This is a genomic window from Paenibacillus diazotrophicus, assembly GCF_042610465.1.
Genome location: NZ_JBGJZN010000003.1, coordinates 401,652 through 423,112 on the forward strand (window position 1 = coordinate 401,652; position 21,461 = coordinate 423,112).

Here is a 21,461-nt window from a genome sequence, read left to right on the forward strand (position 1 = left end):
GTTGCGTTTATATGAAAATTCTACAAATAAGTATGATAATACTGAAGAGTTGGCAAAGAAAAAAGGGTTTAATGGGCCGATATATAATTATATATTAAGTTGAAGCAAAAGTCGTACTTAAGAACTAAAAGAGAGAGAGTGTGAGCAAGCATATGAAAATCAAGTCCCGTTTTACAATCCGTATGAAGCTGATTATCACATATCTGCTTGTCCTTCTGGTGCCAAGCATTATTATAGGTTGGCAAACCTATGATTCGGCCAGCAGCAAAGTGGAAGGCCAGCTTATAGACAATGCCACGGAAAGTGTGGCGGTGGTGAATGAGATCGTTAACGCAAATATTCAATCCAAAATAAATGATATTGAGTATTTTTCCAAGCAGATTTCTTCCGCAGATCTAAATGGAGAACTGTCTCAAGACAAAAGCGCTGCGATTAAAGACAGATTGAAAGAGTATGTAGTCCTTCATCCAGATGTACTGGATATTTATGTTGCAACCAGCCGGGCAAAGATGGTGCATGCCGCCGACACCAATTTTCCGCAAGACTATGATCCGCGAACGGAAAATGCTTATGTCAATGCGCTGAAGCACGGCAAGGGAGCTGTGATTTCACCGGCTTTCCTGACAGTTAATAATGAAACGGCAGTGGCGGTTTCTGCAATGCTTGAAGACGGGGGAGGGGTTATGACGCTGAACCTCAACCTGGCCGAATTAGCGGATCTGACCAATATTAAGGTCGGGCAGCAAGGCTACATTTTCATTATCGACAGCAGCAAAAAGTTTCTCGTACATCCCACAGAAGCTATCGGGAAGGAATCCTCGCTGGATTTTGTGAAGGTGATGTTTGAAGGGGAGGGCGGTTCATTTGATTATACCTACAAGGACGCTCCCAAAAAGATGACCTATCAGGTCAACGAACTGACAGGCTGGAGAATCGGAGGTACCATCAGCAAAAATGAGGTCACTGCTGCCACGAGCGGGATTCGTGATAAGGCTCTGATCGTAATCTCTATCTCGGTGCTGCTCGCAATGGTGCTCATCTATTTCAATGTATCCTCCATCCTGAAGCCGCTGATTCGTCTGCGCAAAGCAACGGAGATCATTGCCCAAGGCGACCTTTCGGAGGATATTGGAGACTTTCATAGAGATGAAATCGGCCTTCTGGCGAATAACTTCCGTTCCATGGTGGTAAATCTGCGCGAGATGATTATCAGTGTGCAGGAGATGACTGACAATGTATCTGCCTCCGCGGAAGAGCTGACTGCCGGAGCAGAACAGACAACGAAGGCCATTGAGCATGTAACGATAGCGATTCAGGAAGTAGCAGCAGGTACAGAGCGTCAGGTGAATAGTGTGCATAAAGGAACAGAGAGTACAGCTGCAACCGCAAACGAAGTGGCACAAATCTCCGGGTTCATGGAGCAGGTATCGGCGATGATGGATAAAACCTCGCTGTCTGCAGCAGAGGGGAATGACTCCGTAATAAGCGTGGTAGACAAAATTAACGGCATTCATGAAACGGTGGAGGCGCTTAGCGGTGTGATCGACAAGCTGAATGACCGTACCGGCCAGATTGACGGGATTGTCGGTGTGATTACCGGCATTGCACGCCAGACCAATCTACTTGCACTCAATGCTTCTATAGAAGCGGCCCGGGCCGGTGAGCAGGGCAGAGGCTTCGCCGTTGTGGCATCCGAGGTCCGCAAGCTGGCCGAGGAATCGGAGCAGTCGGCGCAGCGGATTGCAGAGCAGATTTCTTCCATTAATACAGAGATGCAGCAGGCAACGGTGACGGTAGAGGATGCCCGCAGCAAGGTGTCGGAGGGGATTCTGGCGGTGGATTCAACAGGGCGTTCCTTTTCCCGCATCCGCAGAGCGGTTAAGGGAGCGGCAGAGAAGATTGAAGCCATGGAAGGAGCCGTTGACACGCTTACAGCAGAAGCTGTCAGCATGCAGGCAGCCATTAGTGAGATCCAAGAGATCTCCCAGGAGGCAGCCGGCAATACAGAGACGATTTCTGCAGCTGCCGAGGAGCAGTTAGCTTCGGTGGAGGAGATCGCGTCTTCATCGGCTGATCTTAGTCATCTGGCGGAGGAATTGCAGAAGCTCGTGGGACGTTTTAAGCTGTATTCTACAAAACCGTAAGCTTAGAATAGCTTTGCATCTTTTCTTTTTCTACCCTTTCCAAGTATACTGATAAGCAATAATGTGTGGGCTTATGAGGGGGAAAGGGATATGGGAGAGCAATTGCAGGGGATTACCGTGGCCCTTGCGGGTCCGCGTAAGGCTGAAGAAATGGCCAAGCTGGTGCAGAATATGGGCGGCACCGCATTACACCGGCCTGCACAAGGTACCGTGTTTCTGGATGATGAGGCGCTGCGGGAGGGAATCACAGCCTGGACCGACCATCCGCCGGATCTGGCTATTCTAACGACAGGGATGGGACTAGAAGCTCTGTTTGATATGGCAGCGCAAATGAAGCTAGAGGATCGCTTCCTTGAGGTTCTCTCCGCAGCACCGATAGCGGCAAGGGGCTACAAGACCGTTAATGCGCTGAAGAAGCGGGGACTCCAGCCTGAAGTACGCGATGATGACGGTAGTACTGCTGGAGTAATCCGGGGTCTCGAAGACTGGGATCTGAATGGCAAACGAGTTGTACTCCAGCTGCATGGTGATCCAGCCCCTCATCTGGTGGCCTGGTTGAAGGATGCAGGAGCCTCTGTTCTTCAGGTAGAGCCTTATCGCCATACACCGCCTGAGCCGGGGGCGCTCGCCCTTCTATTTGACGATATTACTACAGGAAGAGTTGACGCTGTAGCCTTCACTAGCGCTCCGCAATTCCGTTTTCTGGCCGGGTATGCCAGAGAGCAGGGCAAGCTGCCGGAGCTCGTGCGGGCTTTTGAAGACAAGGTACTGGCTGTTTCTGTAGGCCGGATTACCTCGGAATCCCTGAAAGAAGAGGGAATAACGCGAATTGTGATGCCTGAGCATGAACGGATGGGCAGCATGTTTGTGGAGCTTGGTAAATACATCGCAGGACAACGCTAATAATAAGACAACTACAGATACAGAAAGAAGGAGGAGGCCCCCTATGGACAAGAGAAAATGTCTGCTGTTGGGTGACTATACCCATCCCCGTTTCCATCCGCTGCAGGGTGTGGATAAACAAGTTAGTGATATTCTGAATGATCTGCTGATTGTTCAGTGTTCGGAGAATAAAAAGCTGCTGCTCAGCGAGCATCTGGCCGGTTATGATCTATGCATCGCATATAATGAATTATGGAATGAGACGGTATCTCCACAGCAGACTGCCGGTCTGCTGAGCTATGTGAGCGGCGGCGGCGGACTGATCGTTCTGCATACAGGTATTTCACTGGCCAAGCGCAATGAGCTGGCACAGCTGATCGGCGGCAGATTTACCGGGCATCCGCCTTATGCTCCGCTGAACTTCAAAGTGCTGGAGCATGATATTACCGAGGGTATTGAAGATTTCCAGCTCGATGAGGAGCCATACACCTTCGATTTCGATCCGTTTACAGATAAGACTATATTGCTCGAATATGAAGCGGAAGGTGAAATGCGGCCTGCGGCCTGGTGCCATAGCTTTGGACTTGGGCGGGTAGTTTTTCTGATGCCCGGGCATCATGAGCCTTCCTTCACCCATCCTGCAATCCGCCAGCTGATCCTCCGGGCAGCCACCTGGGCAGCGCGGATTCCCGTTAATGAACCTGCAAACAGGCTTCAGCAGCCCTGAATTTTGTGAAATAGCCCGCTAAAGGGTATACTTTATCCATAACTGGAATCTTTGGGAGGAAAGTGCCATGAGTGATTTGTTCAAGAAAGCAATCTCTTTAGGAGTAGGCCTCACCATTGTCAGCAAGGAAAAGGTAGAGAAGGTAGTTGAAGAGCTGGTGAAGCGGGGCGAGCTTGCGCCGTCCGAATCGAAGGCCCTGGTCGACCGTCTCGTAGAGCGGGGCGAGGAAGAGCGCGGAATGTTCAAGTCTGCGGTTCATGAACAGGTTGAGCGTGTGCTGAAGGACCTCAAGATCCCTGTGCAGAGTGACGTTGCCGGGCTGGAGGCACGGATTGCAGTCCTGGAACGCCGTGTCGCCGAGCTGGAGGGCACTTCTTCCCCTGGCGAGATATTGCCGGGAACGCGTACGGATTAAATGGCGGTACGCATAAGACATGCCGGACGGTACCGGTCTATTGCCATGGCGCTGATGCGTCATGGCTTCGGCTATATGGTGGAGGAGCTCGGCCTTTACCATCTGCTATCTCTCCCGCGCCGGATGATTACCCAGGAGGTTCACGAGAGTCTGACGCTCGGAGAGCGGATTCGCCGGGTGCTGGAGGATTTGGGGCCAACCTTTGTAAAGCTGGGCCAATTGGCAAGCACCCGCTCTGATCTGCTGCCCGATTCCATTATTCAGGAACTGGTGAAGCTTCAGGACAGTGTCCCTCCCTTCTCGGCGGAAACAGCGCGTAATATTTTGGAGCAAGAGCTGGATCAGTCCATTGATGAAATATTCAGTTATTTTGAGAATGCCCCGCTCGCTGCAGCTTCCATCGGTCAGGTGCACCGGGCTGTCCTGCATGGAGGACAGAGTGTAGCGGTCAAGATACAGCGTCCCGGGGTCATGAGGACCATGACAAGGGATCTGGAGATTCTTCAGGATCTCAGTGCCCTGGCCGAGAGAAGAATGGACTGGGCTAGGCAATATGGACTTACCCGGATGGTCGAGGAATTCTCCCGGGCCTTGCTGGCCGAACTGGATTATGGTCAGGAAGGACGCAATGCGGAACGGATTGCAAGTCAGCTCGCCGACCAGGATCCGGTCTACATCCCGGCGATTTATTGGGATTATAGTTCTACCCGTGTACTCACTATGGAGTATGTTGAGGGTATCACACTGAACCACCGTGAAAAGCTGTTGCTGAAAGGCGTGAAGCTGAAAGCACTTGCCCAGCAGCTTGTCGAAATGATGCTGAACCAGATCTTTATTCATGGCTTTTTTCATGCGGATCCCCATCCAGGGAATGTCATGAGGATGGAAGACGGGAAGCTGGCACTGATTGATTTTGGCATGGTAGGACGGCTCAGTGAAGAAATGAAGGACAATCTGTCGGCTCTGGTTATTGCTCTGATGCGGAAGAATACGGACTCTATGGTTAGGGCCATTCTGCGGCTAGGTGTTATTCCCGAGGAGGCTGACCGGATGGCGCTGCATGATGACATGGACCGGCTGCGTGAGGCCTATTATGATATTCCATTCAATCAGGTAAGCATCGGCAAAGCGCTGAACGAACTCTTTGGCATTGCCCGTAAGCACCGGCTGGTCATTCCGCCGGACCTGGCGATGCTGGGCAAGACGATGCTGACGCTGGAGGGTGTCGTCGGCAACCTTGATCCAGCCTTCAGCATCGTGCAGATGGCAGAGCCTTTCGGGAGACGGCTGGTTAGACAGCGGTTCAGCGGCAGCAGGCTCCAGCGCAAGATTCTCAGCGGTGTAGCTGATCTTGCGGAAAGTCTGGTGGAGCTGCCTGCCCAGGCCAGACAATTGTCTGCCCTGATCAGCAAGGGCAAGCTGAAGGTGGAGATCGGGCTGCCCGAGCTGAAGGGAATTGAGCAGAAGCTGAGCCGGGTGGGTAACCGCTTGTCCTTCAGCATTGTGCTCCTTGCCTTCAGCATTATTATGGCGGGTCTGATTGTTGCTTCCTCGCTGCGCGGAGAGCCCTCTATGCTCTGGGATTTCCCCATTGTCGAAATCGGGTCCGTAATAGCCGCACTGATGATTCTTTGGCTGCTGTATTCCATATTTAAGTCAGGCAGATTCTAGCTGTGTGGGACTGGCCCTATAAGATGAACTTGAAAATGAATAAATATTCTTCAGCAGATGCACACAAACCCTGCTGGATCAAGTACAATGTATAAGTTAACTTCTTATTCCTATAAGAAGCTATCCGTATAGAGTGTAATGGAACGCAAATGGAATGCCGTCTGAACGTCCGGTGGATCGCTGCTGCCCCAGAAACCGAACCTTGGACCGCATATCTGCAGGGCTAAAGGGCGGCTAGTGAGACGGAAGGGCTCCGGTGACGGGGTTCTTCCGCTTTTGTTTGAAATATAAGAATTTATATGTTTAGACACGCTATACATTATCCTTATATTTCCGGCCGAAACGGTCCGTCCGCTTACAGGACGGCAAAGCCGTTTCTGCTTGAAAACGTGGCTATACGCCGCGGGCGGCAACCGCAACATGCTAACATTACTCCAGAAAATGGATGACTATAGTGATATGAATTGAACAACATTAAAGAAAATTGTGAGGTGGAGACTATGGCGGGTTTTAAAGAATTAGGAGTATCTGAAGTATTGAACGGTCTGCTTCAGGGTCAAGGTATCGTGAAGCCAACGCCGGTGCAGGAAGAAGCGATTCCGCCGCTGGTGCAGGGGCTGGACGTTATTGCAAGAGCCAAGACGGGAACAGGGAAGACTTTGGCCTTCCTGCTGCCGATTATGGACAAGATCCGTGTGGAGCAGGCGTATCCGCAGGCGCTCATTATGGCGCCGACACGCGAACTGGCACTGCAGATTACAGAGGAAGCGCGCAAGCTGGCACGCCATACCGGTGTGAAAATTCTGGCGGTTTACGGCGGTCAGGACGTGGAGAAACAGCTGCGCAAGCTGGAAGGCGGCAGACATCTGATTATCGGGACTCCGGGCAGATTGCTGGATCATATGCGCCGGGAAACCCTCGATCTGAACGGGGTCAAAATGCTTGTACTGGACGAAGCCGACCAAATGCTGCATATGGGATTCCTGGAGGATGTGGAGACGATCATAACGGCTGTGCCTTACCGCCGCCAGACGATGCTGTTCTCTGCGACAATGCCGGATCCGATCAAGCGGCTGGCCAGCAATTACATGAAAGAACCGCTGGATATCATTATTAAAAGCGGTTCACCTATTCCGCTGGACAACATCCGCCAGCAGGTCGTGGAATGCTCTGACCGCAACAAGGAAGAAGCGCTGATTGCGCTGATCGAGCGGGACCGTCCTTACCTGGCGATTATTTTCTGCCGGACGAAGCGCCGGGTCTCGAAGCTGAATGAAGCATTGCAGGCGGCAGGCTATGATTGCGACGAGCTGCACGGCGATTTGTCTCAGGGCAAACGTGAAGCTGTTATGAAGCGGTTCCGCGAAGCCAAGCTTCAGCTTCTGGTGGCTACGGACGTGGCTGCCCGGGGTCTGGACGTAGAGGGCATCACGCATGTCTTCAATTTCGATCTGCCGCTGGATGCGGACAGCTACATTCACCGGATCGGCCGGACCGGCCGCGCAGGCGGCAAGGGACTGGCGATCACGTTCTCTTCGCCGCGCGAACGCGCCGGGCTCGACCTGATCGAGCACGGCATTTCCCAGCGGCTGGACCGCCGCCGGTACGAGAAGGATGAATTCGGCGTAGGCGAATTCACCTCCGTGCAGGCTGGCGGCGGCTCGCCTCGCGGCGGACGCCAGAACGCCGCACCGGAAGCAGCCCGCGGCGGACGCAGCGGGCGCGGCCAGGGACGCAGCGGCGGAGCACCGCGCGCTGAAGCCGGTGCACGGCCGGGCGGACGCGGCCGCGGCAAGGAGGCAGGCAGCCGCGGCAAGGAAGCGGGCGGCCGTAGCAAGGAAGCAGGCGGCTGGGGCGCGCCTGCCGAAGGTCGCAGCCGCGACGCTGCGGCTGGCGGCAAGCGCAGCGCCTATGGCGCGGCTGCGCCAAAAGGCGGTGAATCCGCCGGCAAAAGCGCGGCGAAGCCAAGACCGGGCGGCGGCTACGGCAGCTTCGACGCCCGCAGTAACCCGGCTGCAGATTCAGCAGCCGGAGGGAAAGCCGCCGGCACGCGCGGCGGCAGAGGGGCCGCCGGTACGGGTGGCGGCCCAAGCAGCGGCTACAGCACCAACGTTGCACGTGGTGCGGAAGCCGGAGGCTTCAGCTATGGAGCCTCCAAAGGGGCAGGCTCGGGCAGCGGGTATAACCCGGGCGGCGCTCAGGCCAGCCCTAAGCATAGAGCGAACGTAGCCCGCAGCAATGATGCCGGCGGCTGGAGTGCAGCAGCGCCAGCCAAAGGCGGCGGCTCACGCGGTGGTTCCAAGGGCGGCAAAGGCGCCAAAGGCGGCTTTGGCTCGGGCGGACGCAGCAGCGGCGGGAATGCTTCGGCGCGCGGTGGCCGTGGCAACGGTTCTGGCGGCTCGCGCGGCGGTCGCGGTTCGTCCAGATAAAGGTGCTGGATTTCAGCTTTGAGACTTGTTACCATAGGACGGTCAGCTACGGCTGGCGTGCTGTGGTAACATTTTTTTTCGGCTGTCTGCCGGCCTGTGCAGGTCCGTTTAAGATTTTGAAACATTTTGGATACAATGCTTGTCTATAATAGAGTTGAGTTTCTAATGTATGGCACCGGGTGAAACATTCATAAACTTTGTGGGAGGAAACACGGCATATGTCTAAGACCGCCAAAATCGTTATTTTGCTTATCATCATCATTGCTGTAGGCTGGGGAATCGGTAAATATACCTCACCTTCGCCATCGGCTTCACAGGAAGAGGGGGCCTCTGCCGGCACGGGTGAGGAACTTCAAGCGCAGCCAAGCACAGCCCCCGAGCCTTCGGCTACAGCCTCTGACATACCGGAGTCCGGTGTGAACTCAGGGACGGAGCCTTCTACAGCACCTGCGGACAAGCCGGACCCATCCGGCAATCAGCCAAGTGCAGAGCCTTCACCAGCGGCAACTGCAACAGCGACCGCAACCGCAACAACGACCGCGACCGATAAACCTTCTGATACCGGCAGCGCCGGCTCAGGCGGTCCGGCAGCGGAGCTTACGGCTGCCGAGCCGGAGAGTCTGGAGGCAATCATTAATAAGCAGTACAAGCTTCCGGAGGGCTATAAACCGGCCGATCTGGTCTATCCGGACGTGCCGTTTATTTTCTCGGAAAAGATTGAGAAGCGGATGCTGCGCCAGACCGCGGCTACCGCGCTGGAGAAGATGTTCGCTGGAGCGAAGGAAGATGGCGTACACCTGGCCGGGGTTTCCGGATACCGTTCCGAAGCTACGCAGACCCGCCTGTTCAACAATTATGTAGCCAGGGATGGCGAAGAGAAGGCCCGTACTTACAGTGCCGTGCCTGGACACAGTGAGCATCAGACAGGTTTGGCCATCGATCTGTCCGGCACTGACGGCAAATGCGCCGCCGAAAGCTGTTTTGCCGGAACAAAGGAAGCTAATTGGCTTGCGGACCATGCGGCGGAGTACGGCTTCATCATCCGTTATCCCAAAGGCAAACAGGCGATTACAGGATACATGTACGAGCCTTGGCATGTCCGTTACGTAGGCAAGGAAATCGCAGTATCCATTGCAGAGAGAGGCATTACGCTGGAAGAATATTTTGACGCGGTACCGGTGTCAAAATAAGATCATTTTAAGTACTGCAGCTCTTCGTAATGAGGAAGGGTTGCAGTGCTTTTTTGCATCTGCTCATCCAGGCCTGGATCACCATGTGTGAAATGTTCGTTTGAAGATGCGTTTAGGCCGGGATTATGTACTTATTTCAGCGGGGGAAGCTCATAAGGTCTATTTGGTTCATCTGTCCGGCCCCTGGTTAAGTAGTGGGAAACCTATCAAATTTCCACTGGAAGGGGGATTTTGAATGTCTGAACATAATCATGTTGTGAGCAAGGACGGAATGGTAACGATGGGCAAAGTGAATGACGCCTTGGACCGGATTGATCCCGAACAAAAAGAGGTCATCTTGAACAATTTTGAGGAATTTAAGGCCTATTTAGGAAAACGCATTCATCTGGCACAGAAAATCGGTCTGGGTGAAGAGCAGTTGGCGGTGGCAGCGGAAAAAATCGCAGACTACCTGGCCAAACATGAAGAACCCCGTAACAGTGAGGAGAAGCTGCTGCAGGAGCTGTGGAAGGTGGGGACCAAGGAAGAACGCCACCGGCTGGCCCACATGCTTGTGAAGCTGGCCCGGTAAGAGGATGGGCCCGTGCTGTGGCATTGGAACTTTAATTCATAAGTATGGAAGATTTCCGTCCCGTTAGCGGGGCGGATTTTTGCCGGATGGGGTTCGGGAAATACTGCAGAAGGCGGGGATACGGGGTGATATAATGGAGGAAGTCAACCATTCCCTGACTTGGAGATGCACATTCTATGAAATTAAGCATATTGGATCAATCCCCGGTCTCTGAGGGCTGCACACCCGCCGAGGCTATCGCCCAGACCGCAAGCCTTGCCCGGGAGGCTGACCGGCTGGGCTATCACCGCTTCTGGGTGTCCGAGCATCATGCCGCGCGCGGTTTGGCTGGTTCAAGTCCCGAGATACTGATGACCCATCTGGCTGCAATCACCTCAAATATCCGTATTGGTTCGGGAGCCGTGCTGCTTCCCCATTACAGCGCGTACAAGGTTGCCGAGAACTTCCGTGTGCTCGAAGCTCTATATCCAGGACGAATCGATCTTGGACTCGGCAGAGCCGCAGGAGGAGGAGCACTTGCTGCAAGAGCGCTTCAGGAGAACCGGACAGGAGGCGCAGAGCTTTATGAATTGCAGATCAGGGATCTGCTCAGCTATCTGTACGGCGGTGCGGATGAGACACACCGCTTTGCCGGGCTGGAGGCCTGTCCGGAGGTCAGTACCGCGCCGGAGCTCTGGCTCCTCGGGTCCAGCGGGGACAGCGCAGCTCTTGCAGCGAAGATGGGCGTCCGTTTCGCCTATGCCGCGTTCATTAACAGTGACGGAGGCGGCGAGGCGGTACATACTTTTCAGACCTGTTTTCACCCGTCTCCTGCTTCCCATGCTCCCCGGGCACTAGTATCGGTGTTTGCCGTCTGTGCTGAGACTTCTGCAGAAGCGGATAGACTGGCGGCCAGCATGGACCTGTCCGTGGTTCTGCTTGAAAAGGGCCATGTCTCGACAGGCATACCTTCTGTGGAAACGGCACTGAGCTACAACTATACACCGTATGACCGCTTTCGGATTGAGGAGAACCGCAAGCGGACAATCCTCGGATCGCCGGAGGAGGTGCGGCAGAAGTTTATTTCCCTTATGGAGGAATACCGCTGTGAGGAAATAATGTTCGCCATGCCAATGCACAGATATGAAGATAAACTGAAGTCTCTCCGGCTGATTGCCGGCGCCTGCGGATTGTCCCAGACGTAAGGGGTAGCGAAATATTGTCTTGTCCGGGCACGCTATCTGTATTTTGTATTCCTCCGGTCATAAGGTAAGATGAAGGATGGCTGTACAGTGCATAGCCGTTTGATCAATCCACGGATGAAGGGAAGGATGCAGAATGTCCATTTACAGTTTTGCCGGAGTGAAGCCATCGGGTACAGAAGTCCCTTTCAAGGATTATGAAGGTAAGGTACTGCTGATTGCCAACACGGCCAGCAAATGCGGACTTACACCACAATACGGGGATTTGCAAAAGCTCTATGAGCAGTATGGAGACCGGGGGTTAGTGGTATTAGGTTTTCCCTGTAACCAATTTGCCGGGCAGGAGCCGGGAACCAGTGAAGAAGCGGAAGCGTTCTGCCAGATGAATTACGGCGTCACATTTCCTGTTTTCGCCAAAGTGGATGTGAACGGGCCGGAGGCCAGTCTGCTCTTTCAGTATTTGAAGGGCCAGCAGCCGGGAGATGGCGAGAGCAGTGACATCCAGTGGAACTTCACTAAGTTTCTCGTGGACCGCAGCGGCAATGTGGTAGCCCGTGTGGAGCCGAAGGAATCCCCCGAAAGCATGAAGGAACAGATCGAAGCCTTGCTCTAAGTTACGGATTCTTTCACCCCCTGAATGACGGCAATTGCTGTGTTCAGGGGGTTTTTGCAGTTACGGCTTATGAAAATTATCCTTGACGCTTTTCACAGACACTGTATTCTTTGAAGAGGAATAGGTACATCATAGATAGTTGTATAAAGGGAAGTATGATGCAGGACAATAACGGCAGGAGGGTCTTATAACGGCATGAAGTTAATTACTGAGGTGGCATCGGCAGCAGGGATTGATGAGGAACATTTGGAGCTGTACGGCAAATATAAGAGCAAGCTGTCGCCATCCCTTTGGGAAGTGCTTAAGCATAAGCCGGACGGAAAGCTGGTGCTGGTCACCGCGATGAATCCGACCCCGGCAGGCGAAGGGAAAACGCTAACGACGATCGGGCTGTCCCAGGCAATGAATGCGGCGGGAATCAAGACTGTAGCTGCACTGCGTGAACCCTCGCTTGGTCCATGTCTGGGCATGAAAGGCGGAGCCACGGGTGGAGGTAAAGCGCAGATTGTTCCCGCGGATGAGATCAACCTGCATTTCACAGGCGATATACATGCGGTAACCTCGGCGCATAATCTGCTGTCGGCCATGATTGACAATCATATTTTCCAAGGCAATGTGCTGGGACTTGATCCCCAGCGTATAGTCTGGAAACGCGTTATGGATATGAATGACCGCAGCCTTCGCAGCATTGTCACCGGCCTCGGCGATGGCAATGGTCCAGTGCGGGAGAGCGGATTTCAGATTACGACAGCCTCAGAGATTATGGCCGTGCTGTGTCTGTGTGACAATCTTGCCGATCTCAAAAACCGGCTCAGCCGCATGCTGGTCGGATATGATCAGTCGGGGCAGCCGGTGACGGCTAATGATATCGGGGCAGTGGAAGCCATGGCTGCGCTGCTGAAGGAAGCCGTGAAGCCCAATCTGGTACAGACGCTGGAAGGCACGCCGGTTATCGTGCACGGTGGCCCCTTTGCCAATATCGCACACGGCTGCAGCAGTGTAATCGGTACCCGTTATGCACTGAAGCTGGGAGATGTGGTCGTGACCGAAGCAGGGTTCGGTGCGGATCTGGGTGCAGAGAAGTTCATGGACATCAAATGCCGCCAAGCCGGACTCACGCCCGCTGCGGCTGTGCTGGTAGTTACGGTGAAATCACTGAAATACAACGGCGGTGTCCATAAAGACGAGCTCTACACGACGAACCGGGCAGCGTTGCTCTCCGGTATTGCTAACATGGAGCGGCATATTGAAAATTTGGGTAAATTCGGTGTTCCAGTCCTTGTGGCGCTTAATCACTTCGAGGGCGATGCCCCTTCAGAGATTAACGATGTGCTGGAGGCCTGCCGCCGTCTGGGTGTACCAGCAGCCATCTCAAAAGTATGGGCAGAAGGCGGTGCTGGAGGGATCGAACTCGCCATGGAGCTTAAGAAGCTCCTGGAACGGGGAGAAGGTCAAGCATCGACATTTGCTCCTTTGTATGACGACAATCTGGATATCCCGGCCAAAATCAATACAATCGTTACTGAAATCTACCGTGGTGCCGAAGTGGCCTTCTCACCAGCGGCGAAACGCAGCCTGAGCCTCATAGAGAAACACGGCCTTCAGCGGCTTCAGGTTTGTATGGCGAAGAATCCGTACTCTTTCTCGGACCAGCCAAGACTGCTGGGAGCACCCCAAGGCTTCACCATGGGTGTCCGCGATATTACGCTGTCGCTTGGAGCAGGTTTTGCGGTGGTCATCACCGGCAATATTGTTACTATGCCCGGACTTCCGGCCAAACCGGCGGCAGAAGGCATACAGGTAGCCACAGATGGCGTTATTAACGGTTTAGTATAGAACAGGTTCATTCTGATTCACCTTCAGCCCCCGTATCACTGCAGATTATGCAGAGGTGCGGGGGCTTTGCTGCGTAGCTTGCCGGCCTCCGGTATCAAAGAGATTCCCTAGTCCTTCCTGCTACCCTGCAGACATAATGTGCCTGCTCGGGGGAAAACTAATGCAGGTGTACAGAAGAAGCACCGCAGAATTTATCCGCATCAAATGTGAACAATGTGAGAAAAATCACAAAAGGACTTGTAATGTGAGAAAAATCACAATATAATCAGTGTACAAAGTGAAATAAATCACATCCAAACAAAAAAATAAATGAATGACCCAATTTGGAGGAGGAACAAACCATGAAAGTAGCAGTCGTAGGATGTACCCATGCCGGAACCGCAGCAATCGTAAACACCGCCCAGCTTTACCCTGATGCCGAGATTACCGTGTATGAACGCAATGATAATATTTCTTTCCTGTCATGCGGAATCGCGCTTTATGTGGGGGGAGTCATCAAAGACCCGCAGGGCCTGTTCTATTCGTCACCGGAAAAGCTGGCTGAGCTTGGTGTGAAGACGAACATGCGTCACGAAGTCATTCAGATTGATACAGACCGCAAAACGCTGCGTGCCCGTAATCTGGCGACAGGACAGGAATTCGATGACACCTACGACAAGCTGATCATGACTACCGGATCATGGCCGATTGTTCCCAAGCTGGAAGGCATGGAGCTTGACGGTATTCTCCTCTCCAAGAACTACAATCATTCCAACACCATCATCGAAAGAGCACAGCAGGTAGACAGAATTACTGTTGTCGGTGCCGGGTACATCGGAGTCGAGCTGGTGGAGGCTTTTCAAATGAACGGTAAGCAGGTTACGCTGATTGACGGCGAAGAGCGTATCCTGAGCAAATATCTGGACGAAGAATTCACCACTCCGATCCAAAAATCGCTGGAGGAACACGGAATTACCCTGGCGCTTGGCGAGAAGGTTAGTTCGTTCGTTGGTGAGAATGGCAAAGTGACCAAAGTGATCACCAGCAAAGGCGAGCATGAGACGGACCTGGTTATCCTGTGTATCGGCTTCCGTCCGAATACCGAGCTGCTAAAGGGTAAAGTGGATATGCTGCCGAATGGCGCGATTATCGTTAATGACTATATGCAGACTAGCCTTCCGGACATTTATGCCGCCGGTGACAGCTGCGCGATTCATTATAATCCAACCGGCAAACATGCTTATATTCCGCTCGCAACCAATGCTGTACGCATGGGAACGCTGGTAGCCCGCAACCTGGTATCGCAGACCACCCCTTATATGGGTACACAGGGAACCTCGGGAATTAAGATTTATGAAGATAATATTGCCGGAACCGGACTGACAGAAGACGCAGCCAAAGCGGAAGGTATGGATGCCGAGAGTGTACTGCTGATTGACAACTATCGTCCCGAGTTCATGCCAACTGTCGAACAGGTGCAGCTAAAAGTGGTCTATGACCGCTCGACCCGCCGCATTCTCGGCGCACAGATCATGTCCAAGATGGATCTGACGCAATCGATCAATACCGTATCGGTCTGCATTCAGAATAAAATGACCGTTGACCAGCTGGCCTTCATGGATTTCTTCTTCCAGCCGCACTACAACAAACCTTGGAATTTCTTGAATACTGCCGGACTTCAGGCGTTGCCGAAGAATGTGGCGGTTAGAGAAACAGTGACTGTATAAGCTTAGAAAATGAAAAACGCCCTGTTCAACCTGGAAAAGGTTGAACAGGGCGTTTTGTTGTCTAGCCTCTCTTACCGGCTACTGGTAGCTGATGTCATCCTTGAACTTCAGGGCTTCCAGCCGGCTTCGCACCCGTTCGATTTCAAGTGGGGTTAACGGAGCCGAGGGATTCAATTTGTAGTTTCTCCCTGTAATGTAGCTGATATCATCTGCTATCCCATTGGTCGTATACGGTAGTTTTGCGACGGGTAGCCTGAAGTAGTCCGTGAAGTCAATGATTCTCCAGGAAGGTTCGCTGTCTTTTTTGGCAAGAATGATACGCTCTGTTGCAGTTTCTGTCCATAAATACTGCAGATCCGCTGGAGAATTCTCTCCAGTGGCCGTTGTGTACCCTGAGCCCCGGAACATCAGCGTGAATTCAGACTGATCATTCGTGTTGGCACTTTTTGTTTTGTAGATTTCCGCCAGATCATGGACGCCTAATATTTTTACGCCATTGTCTTTAGGGAATCTGCTGATGAAATCCTGCCAGGTTACATCCAGACCGGGTGTTCTGAGCACCCAATTCGTACCAATCACCAGTGAGAGGTAATTGACCGTATTTAGGTTAAGAAAAGGATTGTTGAGATATTGTGAAGCCAGATGCAGCTGGGGCACTGCCGTCATCTCCATTACAAATGGATCTGCAGGATGCAGTGTCCATCTAGATGCTCCTGAGGTGTAGCGGGAGCCGATAGGATCAATGCTAAGTGAATTCATAAATATACTGCCACTGTTTGTAGCCACATCCTGCGCGGGCACCATCGGATTATCGATGTGTGACCAGTAAGGCATCAACGGTGATCCGTCTGCAGACATTTGTCCCACGTTATACTGTGTGGCTGCCCAGCCCATGAACGCATCAATCTGGAAGTTTTCTTTTAGCCATGCAGCCTGCTCGGGATTGATGGCATAGGTGGATAGTGATTTGGGACGATACTTGTCAGGTATGCTCAGCCATACTGACGGATCTCCGTTAGTACCACCCTGATGCAGGGCATTAAGCGCATTATATCTGTACATGTACAGCCACGAATTCATCTCTGTAATCCATTGGGACAGATTATAAATGTTATTGGGATAACCGGATGCGATCCCAACCTCATCTCCATAAAGATCCACATATTCAAGCACTTTGTGCAGTTGGGGCCGCTGGGTTTCATCGAATACGAACCGGCTGTCCATTGCCCAGGTTACACGCAGATTGGGGTCAATGGTTGCGAGTGAATCCCGCATGGTCTCCATCTCAGCTATGGTTGTAGCGGAGGCCCCCGTATCTTCCAGCAGCAATGATACCGTGAAATATGAAGTGGAGTTGTACTCGGCCGGTTTTACCCTAAGCTCGAAGTTGCTTGCAGTGCTGAAATTAGCAAGGTTGGAACTGAGCCGGATCAGACCGTGGATGACCGTTCCCGGCCCCGGGATGTTATAGAATCTTGCTATCGTCCCGTCAGGTGCCAGAATGGAATAGTCATCTGTAATCGATACTTTGAGGTCTGGCGGCAAAAGATCCGGTGTGATCTCCGTACCATATACATCCGCGGTCACATAAGCCAGCTTCCAACTATCTACCGATACATTAAATGAAGCATCAATGGAATCGGTAGTCACATGTATAGAATCTACTGTTTTAAACGCTGGTGGAGCCGGTGTTTGCAGTTCAGGTGAAGCAGACGGAGCCGGTGATGGCGGTTCAGGTGAAGCAGACGGAGCTGGTGTTGGCAATTCAGGTGAAGCCGATGGAACCGGTGTTGGCGCATCTGAATGAACTGGATATTGCGGATCGGAAATGTCTCTATTTTCCATAACTGTAGCTTTGGGAATTACGGTTTCCTGTGGCAATTGCAGTGATGGATCTCCCGGTATTGCATTTCCAGGCTTAAGCAGATTTTGTATCTGCTGTCTGTCCTTAAGCAAAAGGTACACCTGTGTGGTTACTTTGGCGGCGCATTGGCGGTCAACCCATTCCTTCGGATTAAACCGTTGCTGTTCATCACCTTGGAATAGGTGGAGTTCTTGGGCCGCCCAGACGCTTGTCCGAGCCTCTTCCGAAATAGAAGATGCATCTTTAAAGGTTGGCATATGACCCGTTTGCCGGACCTGATCATATAGTCCGAGTGCCCGTACATACCATACCGCCAAGCTCTCGCGGGTAATAAGACTACTTCCGCGTATCGTCTGGTCCTTCAGGATACCTGCGGATAAGAGTGAACGTATGGAAGGGAGTGCCCATTTCTGTACGTTCTCCGCTGCTAAGGGGTACTCCCCGTTAGTAACAGGAAGAGATAATCCCCTGGACATCAAGGCGCTCATCTCAGCAAGGGTAATGGGTTTCAATGGTCTGAACATAGAATCTCCGTAACCCTCGACGATCCCCCTATAGAACAGGTAATCAATTTCTTGATGAGCATAACTTCGCTCTGTATCCACAAATGGAGTGTGCCCGGCTCTTGCGGGTAGAGGAAATACTACAGCTCCGAGCAGGATCAGGCATAGCAGAGCCAAGATGAGACGCCGCAAGTTGTTCATTCTTATGTATGCGTCTTTTTCAGTTATTCTGAGAACAGCGCATCACCTCCTTAATTGAGATATCGGTACAATTGGAACGATAATTAAGATTGCCCGAAGATGAACAGAAAAATATGTTTTTTAAGATTCCATAGGAGAATCAGAATGGTGTCCTTATAAATTTGACATGTCAGTGAAAACTTTCACTTAGTCTTTGCAAGAGTGATATTCATCACGTAAATGTGATTGTTGACACGCTACAATGGCATAAAGGAACAAATTTTAAGTAATTAGAAGGGGATAGGAATCATGGCTTATAACAAACCGCAGGGGATTGCCGAAGTCACGGTAGAGAACGGGATCAAGAAAGCACATAATCCGCTCAGTTCCGTACTTATTCTTGGCTTCTTGGGGGGAGCGTTCATTGCGCTCGGATTTTTGCTGGATATTCGCGTTATCGCAGGCGCACCGAAGGAATGGGGTTCTATTGCCACTTTTATCGGAGCTTCCGTGTTCCCGGTAGGTCTAATCCTGGTGCTGCTGGCCGGAGGGGAACTGCTTACCGGGAATATGATGGCGGTGCCGCTGGCCTTTATGGCGAAGAAGATTTCGTTATGGGAAATGTTCAAGAATCTGGTGCTGATTACGATCAGCAATTTCGCTGGTGCCTTGTTCGTCGCTTATTTCTTTGGTCACATTGTCGGCCTCACTGCAGATGGTGTGTATCTGGATAAACTGGTAGATATGGCAGGACACAAGATTGACGCCACTTTCTTGCAGGCTTTTGTATCAGGTATCGGTTGTAACTGGCTCGTTGCGCTGGCGGTATGGCTCTCTTACGGAGCAGATAATTTCAGCGGTAAAATCCTCGGGATCTGGTTTCCGACCATGGCGTTTGTGGCAATCGGCTTCCAGCACGTTGTAGCTAACATGTTCCTTATTCCTGCTGCCATATTTGAAGGTCACTTCACCTGGTCCCAGTATTTCGGCAATTTTGCCCCGGTCTGGTTAGGCAACCTTACAGGTGGTGCGATTTTCGTCGCTTTGGCCTACTGGATGGCTTACTTGCGTAAGGCGCCAGCAGCTGTTCAATCCGTAGAAGGCATTTCTGCTGCCGGTGTGAAGAAGCACGCATAAAATACTCCCGGACCCCATGGGCCGGGACGGTTATACAGACACTCCCTGCAATCTATGAGGGAGTGCTTTTTTTTTTGAAATGCAGACAATATAAAATTCGCCGTGCAATTCCGACTCGGGGGAACGAAATCGGGCTCACGGCGAATTCATAGGGAGTGTTTCATATGCTCTATTACCCTGGCACAATTGGAACGAATCAGCTGGTTTTTCCCTATTTTCTTTACGTGGAAGAAGTGCGGTTATAGAATATACATATTCAAGCGATAAGGGAGGACTTACGCCCATGAGTTACAGCGGAGATGGGGTTTTTCCGGCGGTATGTCCGCTGGATTGCCCTGACACATGCGGACTGCTAGTGCATAAGCAGAATGGCAAAATTATTAAAGTGGAAGGCAACCCCGAGCATCCGGTGACCAAAGGGGCGATCTGCAACAAGGTGCGGCATATGGCTGAGCGGGTGCATCATCCCGAACGTCTGCTGCAGCCACTGCGTCGTACTGGGCCGAAAGGAAGCGGCTCTTTCACACCGATCAGCTGGGATGAGGCCATCGGCGAAATAGCCGGCCGTTTCAAGGAATTGTCGGCCTCTCATGGGCCGGAGAGCATTCTTCCGTACAGCTTTTATGGCAATATGGGGGTGCTTAGCGTGGACGGGATGGACCGGAGGTTTTTTAATGCGCTGGGCGCAAGCCGTCTGGAGCAGGGGATTTGTAGTGCAGCGGGTACGGCCGGCTGGAAATATACGATGGGATTCAATGGCGGGACGAGTCCGGAGGATACGGTCCATGCGGATCTGATCATTGTCTGGGGCGGCAATATTGTAAGTACCAATATGCATCAGGTCGTCTATGCCGAACAGGCGCGCAAGCGGGGGGCGAAGGTGGTTGTAATCGATGTGCACCGCAACCGTACGGCGCAGTGGGCAGACTGGTTCCTGCCTCTGTATCCCGGGACGGATACAGCCCTTGCCCTGGGGATGATGCATATCCTGTTCAGGGACGGGATGACGGATGAAGCATTTTTGGAGCGCTATACAACCGGGCATCATGAGCTGCGAGAACATGTGCTTGCCTATCCGCCTGAGCGGGTAGCAGAGATTACTGGCATTGCGGCGGCAGATATCGAGAAGCTGGCCAGGCTGTACGGCGAAGCCAAGGTATCGCATATCCACATCGGCAATGGCCTGCAGCACCATGATAACGGCGGTATGAATGTGCGCACGATTGCTTGTCTGCCGGCCCTTACAGGTGCTTGGCTGAAGACCGGGGGCGGAGCGATCAAGTCGAACGGGGGCTACACCGCAACGAACGCCCGTGCGCTGACGCGTCCCGATCTGCGTCCGAACCGCGGGACACGCACGATCAATATGAACCGGATCGGCGAAGCGCTGGAGATGAAAGAGCAACCAGTCATGGGCATGTTCGTCTACTGCTGCAATCCTGTGGTAGTGGCTCCCGATGCGGAGCGAGTACGCAAGGGATTTGCCCGCGAGGATTTGTTCACAGTCGTACATGATCTGTTTATGACTGACACAGCTCTTTATGCCGATATCATATTGCCTGCAACCTCCACACTTGAGAATGTGGATCTGTACGGTTCATACTGGCATCACTATATGCAGCTCCAGGAGCCTGTGCTGGATGCACCGGGTGAATGCAAAAGCAATATGGAAGTGTTCTCGCTGCTTGGACGGGCGATGGGCTTTGATGCAGCGGCATTTAGCGATTCTGAATATGATATGATCCGTCAGGCGCTCGATCATCCGCGCAACCCGTATATGAACGGAGTCACGCTGGAGCGGCTTCAGGCGGAACGGTTCGTGAAGCTGGATATGTCTCCACAGGCGGATTATTTGGAACATCTACCTACACCATCCGGCAAAATCGAGCTCTATTCCAAAGCTATGGAGCTTGCCGGGCTCCCTCCGTTGCCAACATACATGCCGCTGAAGGAAGGCTATGACGGTCAACGGCTGCCGCAGCCGGGGACAGCGTATCCTCTGATGTTCGTGTCACCGCCGAACCATAATTTCCTGAACTCCACCTTCTCCAATGTGGAGAAGCACCAGTGCATGGAGAAGCGGCCTACGCTGCAGATTCATCCTGCAGATGCAGTGGCAAGAGGCATTGCCGACGGTGACGAACTGACCGTGTATAACGGCCGGGGCAGTATTGAGCTGTGGGCAATGGTAACGGACAAAATGCTTCCGGGCACTGTAATCAGCCAGGGGCTTTGGTGGGAAGGTAAAAGGCGCAGACAGAGGGTTAACGTACTGACACCGGACCGGCTGAGCGATATGGGCAATGGGGCCACTTTTTTCTCAGCAACCGTTGAAGTGAAGCGAAGAGAAGAAGTGCAGTCCGCAGAGGAATCTGTTTAATTTGAGTAAAATTGTTTTGCCCGGGTGACGCG

At 52.6% G+C, this 21,461-nt stretch carries 15 protein-coding genes; 14 read left to right on the forward strand and 1 reads right to left on the reverse strand.

Features of this window, described 5'->3' with window-relative positions:
- The first annotated feature begins 152 nt into the window (after positions 1-152).
- The 12 genes from ACAN54_RS15965 to ACAN54_RS16020 all read left to right on the forward strand — a co-directional run bounded on the left by ACAN54_RS15965 (position 153) and on the right by ACAN54_RS16020 (position 15,365).
- Complete coding sequence (locus ACAN54_RS15965) at positions 153-2,144, forward strand: methyl-accepting chemotaxis protein (RefSeq protein ID WP_379156945.1); 1,992 nt, start codon at positions 153-155, stop codon at positions 2,142-2,144.
- Between the two features lie 90 nt (positions 2,145-2,234).
- A complete protein-coding gene (locus ACAN54_RS15970; protein WP_379156949.1) occupies positions 2,235-3,047 on the forward strand; it encodes a uroporphyrinogen-III synthase in 813 nt (270 codons plus the stop codon).
- Between the two features lie 43 nt (positions 3,048-3,090).
- Positions 3,091-3,753 carry a ThuA domain-containing protein gene (locus ACAN54_RS15975; protein WP_379156952.1) on the forward strand — a complete coding sequence of 221 codons (663 nt, stop codon included), beginning with the start codon at positions 3,091-3,093 and terminating at the stop codon, positions 3,751-3,753.
- A 67-nt stretch (positions 3,754-3,820) separates the two neighbouring features.
- Positions 3,821-4,168: a phasin family protein gene (locus ACAN54_RS15980; protein WP_379156955.1), complete on the forward strand. Its 348-nt coding sequence runs from the start codon at positions 3,821-3,823 to the stop codon at positions 4,166-4,168.
- Positions 4,169-5,839, forward strand: coding sequence for an ABC1 kinase family protein (locus ACAN54_RS15985; protein ID WP_379156958.1), 1,671 nt, complete (start codon positions 4,169-4,171; stop codon positions 5,837-5,839).
- Positions 5,840-6,339: 500 nt separating this feature from the next.
- Positions 6,340-8,268, forward strand: a complete 1,929-nt coding sequence (locus ACAN54_RS15990; protein ID WP_379156961.1) for a DEAD/DEAH box helicase — start codon at positions 6,340-6,342, stop codon at positions 8,266-8,268.
- Positions 8,269-8,486: 218 nt separating this feature from the next.
- Positions 8,487-9,458 (forward strand): M15 family metallopeptidase, encoded by a 972-nt coding sequence (locus ACAN54_RS15995; RefSeq protein WP_379156964.1) that lies wholly within the window; start codon positions 8,487-8,489, stop codon positions 9,456-9,458.
- A gap of 235 nt (positions 9,459-9,693) precedes the next feature.
- Positions 9,694-10,029, forward strand: coding sequence for a DUF3243 domain-containing protein (locus tag ACAN54_RS16000; protein WP_379156967.1), 336 nt, complete (start codon positions 9,694-9,696; stop codon positions 10,027-10,029).
- 176 nt (positions 10,030-10,205) lie between these two features.
- Entirely contained in the window at positions 10,206-11,213 is a 1,008-nt protein-coding gene (locus ACAN54_RS16005) for an LLM class flavin-dependent oxidoreductase (protein WP_379156970.1), read from the forward strand.
- Positions 11,214-11,346: 133 nt separating this feature from the next.
- Positions 11,347-11,823, forward strand: coding sequence for a glutathione peroxidase (locus ACAN54_RS16010; protein ID WP_379156973.1), 477 nt, complete (start codon positions 11,347-11,349; stop codon positions 11,821-11,823).
- 195 nt (positions 11,824-12,018) lie between these two features.
- The gene (locus ACAN54_RS16015) at positions 12,019-13,659 is read left to right on the forward strand and encodes a formate--tetrahydrofolate ligase (RefSeq protein WP_379156976.1); all 1,641 of its coding nucleotides are present in this window, start codon (positions 12,019-12,021) and stop codon (positions 13,657-13,659) included.
- 341 nt (positions 13,660-14,000) lie between these two features.
- A complete protein-coding gene (locus ACAN54_RS16020) occupies positions 14,001-15,365 on the forward strand; it encodes an FAD-dependent oxidoreductase (RefSeq protein ID WP_379156979.1) in 1,365 nt (454 codons plus the stop codon).
- Between the two features lie 78 nt (positions 15,366-15,443).
- Here the strand turns inward: ACAN54_RS16020 and ACAN54_RS16025 are convergent, their stop codons facing one another.
- The gene (locus ACAN54_RS16025) at positions 15,444-17,933 is read right to left on the reverse strand and encodes an S-layer homology domain-containing protein (protein ID WP_379156982.1); all 2,490 of its coding nucleotides are present in this window, start codon (positions 17,931-17,933) and stop codon (positions 15,444-15,446) included.
- A gap of 288 nt (positions 17,934-18,221) precedes the next feature.
- Here ACAN54_RS16025 and ACAN54_RS16030 point away from each other — a divergent pair, with 288 nt between their 5' ends.
- Together ACAN54_RS16030 and ACAN54_RS16035 are read left to right on the forward strand one after the other, a co-directional pair.
- Positions 18,222-19,049, forward strand: coding sequence for a formate/nitrite transporter family protein (locus tag ACAN54_RS16030; RefSeq protein WP_379156985.1), 828 nt, complete (start codon positions 18,222-18,224; stop codon positions 19,047-19,049).
- A 283-nt stretch (positions 19,050-19,332) separates the two neighbouring features.
- Positions 19,333-21,429 (forward strand): molybdopterin-containing oxidoreductase family protein, encoded by a 2,097-nt coding sequence (locus ACAN54_RS16035; RefSeq protein WP_379156988.1) that lies wholly within the window; start codon positions 19,333-19,335, stop codon positions 21,427-21,429.
- The last annotated feature ends 32 nt before the right edge of the window (positions 21,430-21,461 follow it).

Bases quoted from the DNA above. Each gene is read 5' to 3' on its own strand.
- ACAN54_RS15965 (WP_379156945.1), top strand. From the start codon at position 153: ATGAAAATCAAGTCCCGTTTTACAATCCGTATGAAGCTGATTATCACA.
- ACAN54_RS15970 (WP_379156949.1), top strand. From the start codon at position 2,235: ATGGGAGAGCAATTGCAGGGGATTACCGTGGCCCTTGCGGGTCCGCGT.
- ACAN54_RS15975 (WP_379156952.1), top strand. From the start codon at position 3,091: ATGGACAAGAGAAAATGTCTGCTGTTGGGTGACTATACCCATCCCCGT.
- ACAN54_RS15980 (WP_379156955.1), top strand. From the start codon at position 3,821: ATGAGTGATTTGTTCAAGAAAGCAATCTCTTTAGGAGTAGGCCTCACC.
- ACAN54_RS15985 (WP_379156958.1), top strand. From the start codon at position 4,169: ATGGCGGTACGCATAAGACATGCCGGACGGTACCGGTCTATTGCCATG.
- ACAN54_RS15990 (WP_379156961.1), top strand. From the start codon at position 6,340: ATGGCGGGTTTTAAAGAATTAGGAGTATCTGAAGTATTGAACGGTCTG.
- ACAN54_RS15995 (WP_379156964.1), top strand. From the start codon at position 8,487: ATGTCTAAGACCGCCAAAATCGTTATTTTGCTTATCATCATCATTGCT.
- ACAN54_RS16000 (WP_379156967.1), top strand. From the start codon at position 9,694: ATGTCTGAACATAATCATGTTGTGAGCAAGGACGGAATGGTAACGATG.
- ACAN54_RS16005 (WP_379156970.1), top strand. From the start codon at position 10,206: ATGAAATTAAGCATATTGGATCAATCCCCGGTCTCTGAGGGCTGCACA.
- ACAN54_RS16010 (WP_379156973.1), top strand. From the start codon at position 11,347: ATGTCCATTTACAGTTTTGCCGGAGTGAAGCCATCGGGTACAGAAGTC.
- ACAN54_RS16015 (WP_379156976.1), top strand. From the start codon at position 12,019: ATGAAGTTAATTACTGAGGTGGCATCGGCAGCAGGGATTGATGAGGAA.
- ACAN54_RS16020 (WP_379156979.1), top strand. From the start codon at position 14,001: ATGAAAGTAGCAGTCGTAGGATGTACCCATGCCGGAACCGCAGCAATC.
- ACAN54_RS16025 (WP_379156982.1), bottom strand. From the start codon at position 17,933: ATGAACAACTTGCGGCGTCTCATCTTGGCTCTGCTATGCCTGATCCTG.
- ACAN54_RS16030 (WP_379156985.1), top strand. From the start codon at position 18,222: ATGGCTTATAACAAACCGCAGGGGATTGCCGAAGTCACGGTAGAGAAC.
- ACAN54_RS16035 (WP_379156988.1), top strand. From the start codon at position 19,333: ATGAGTTACAGCGGAGATGGGGTTTTTCCGGCGGTATGTCCGCTGGAT.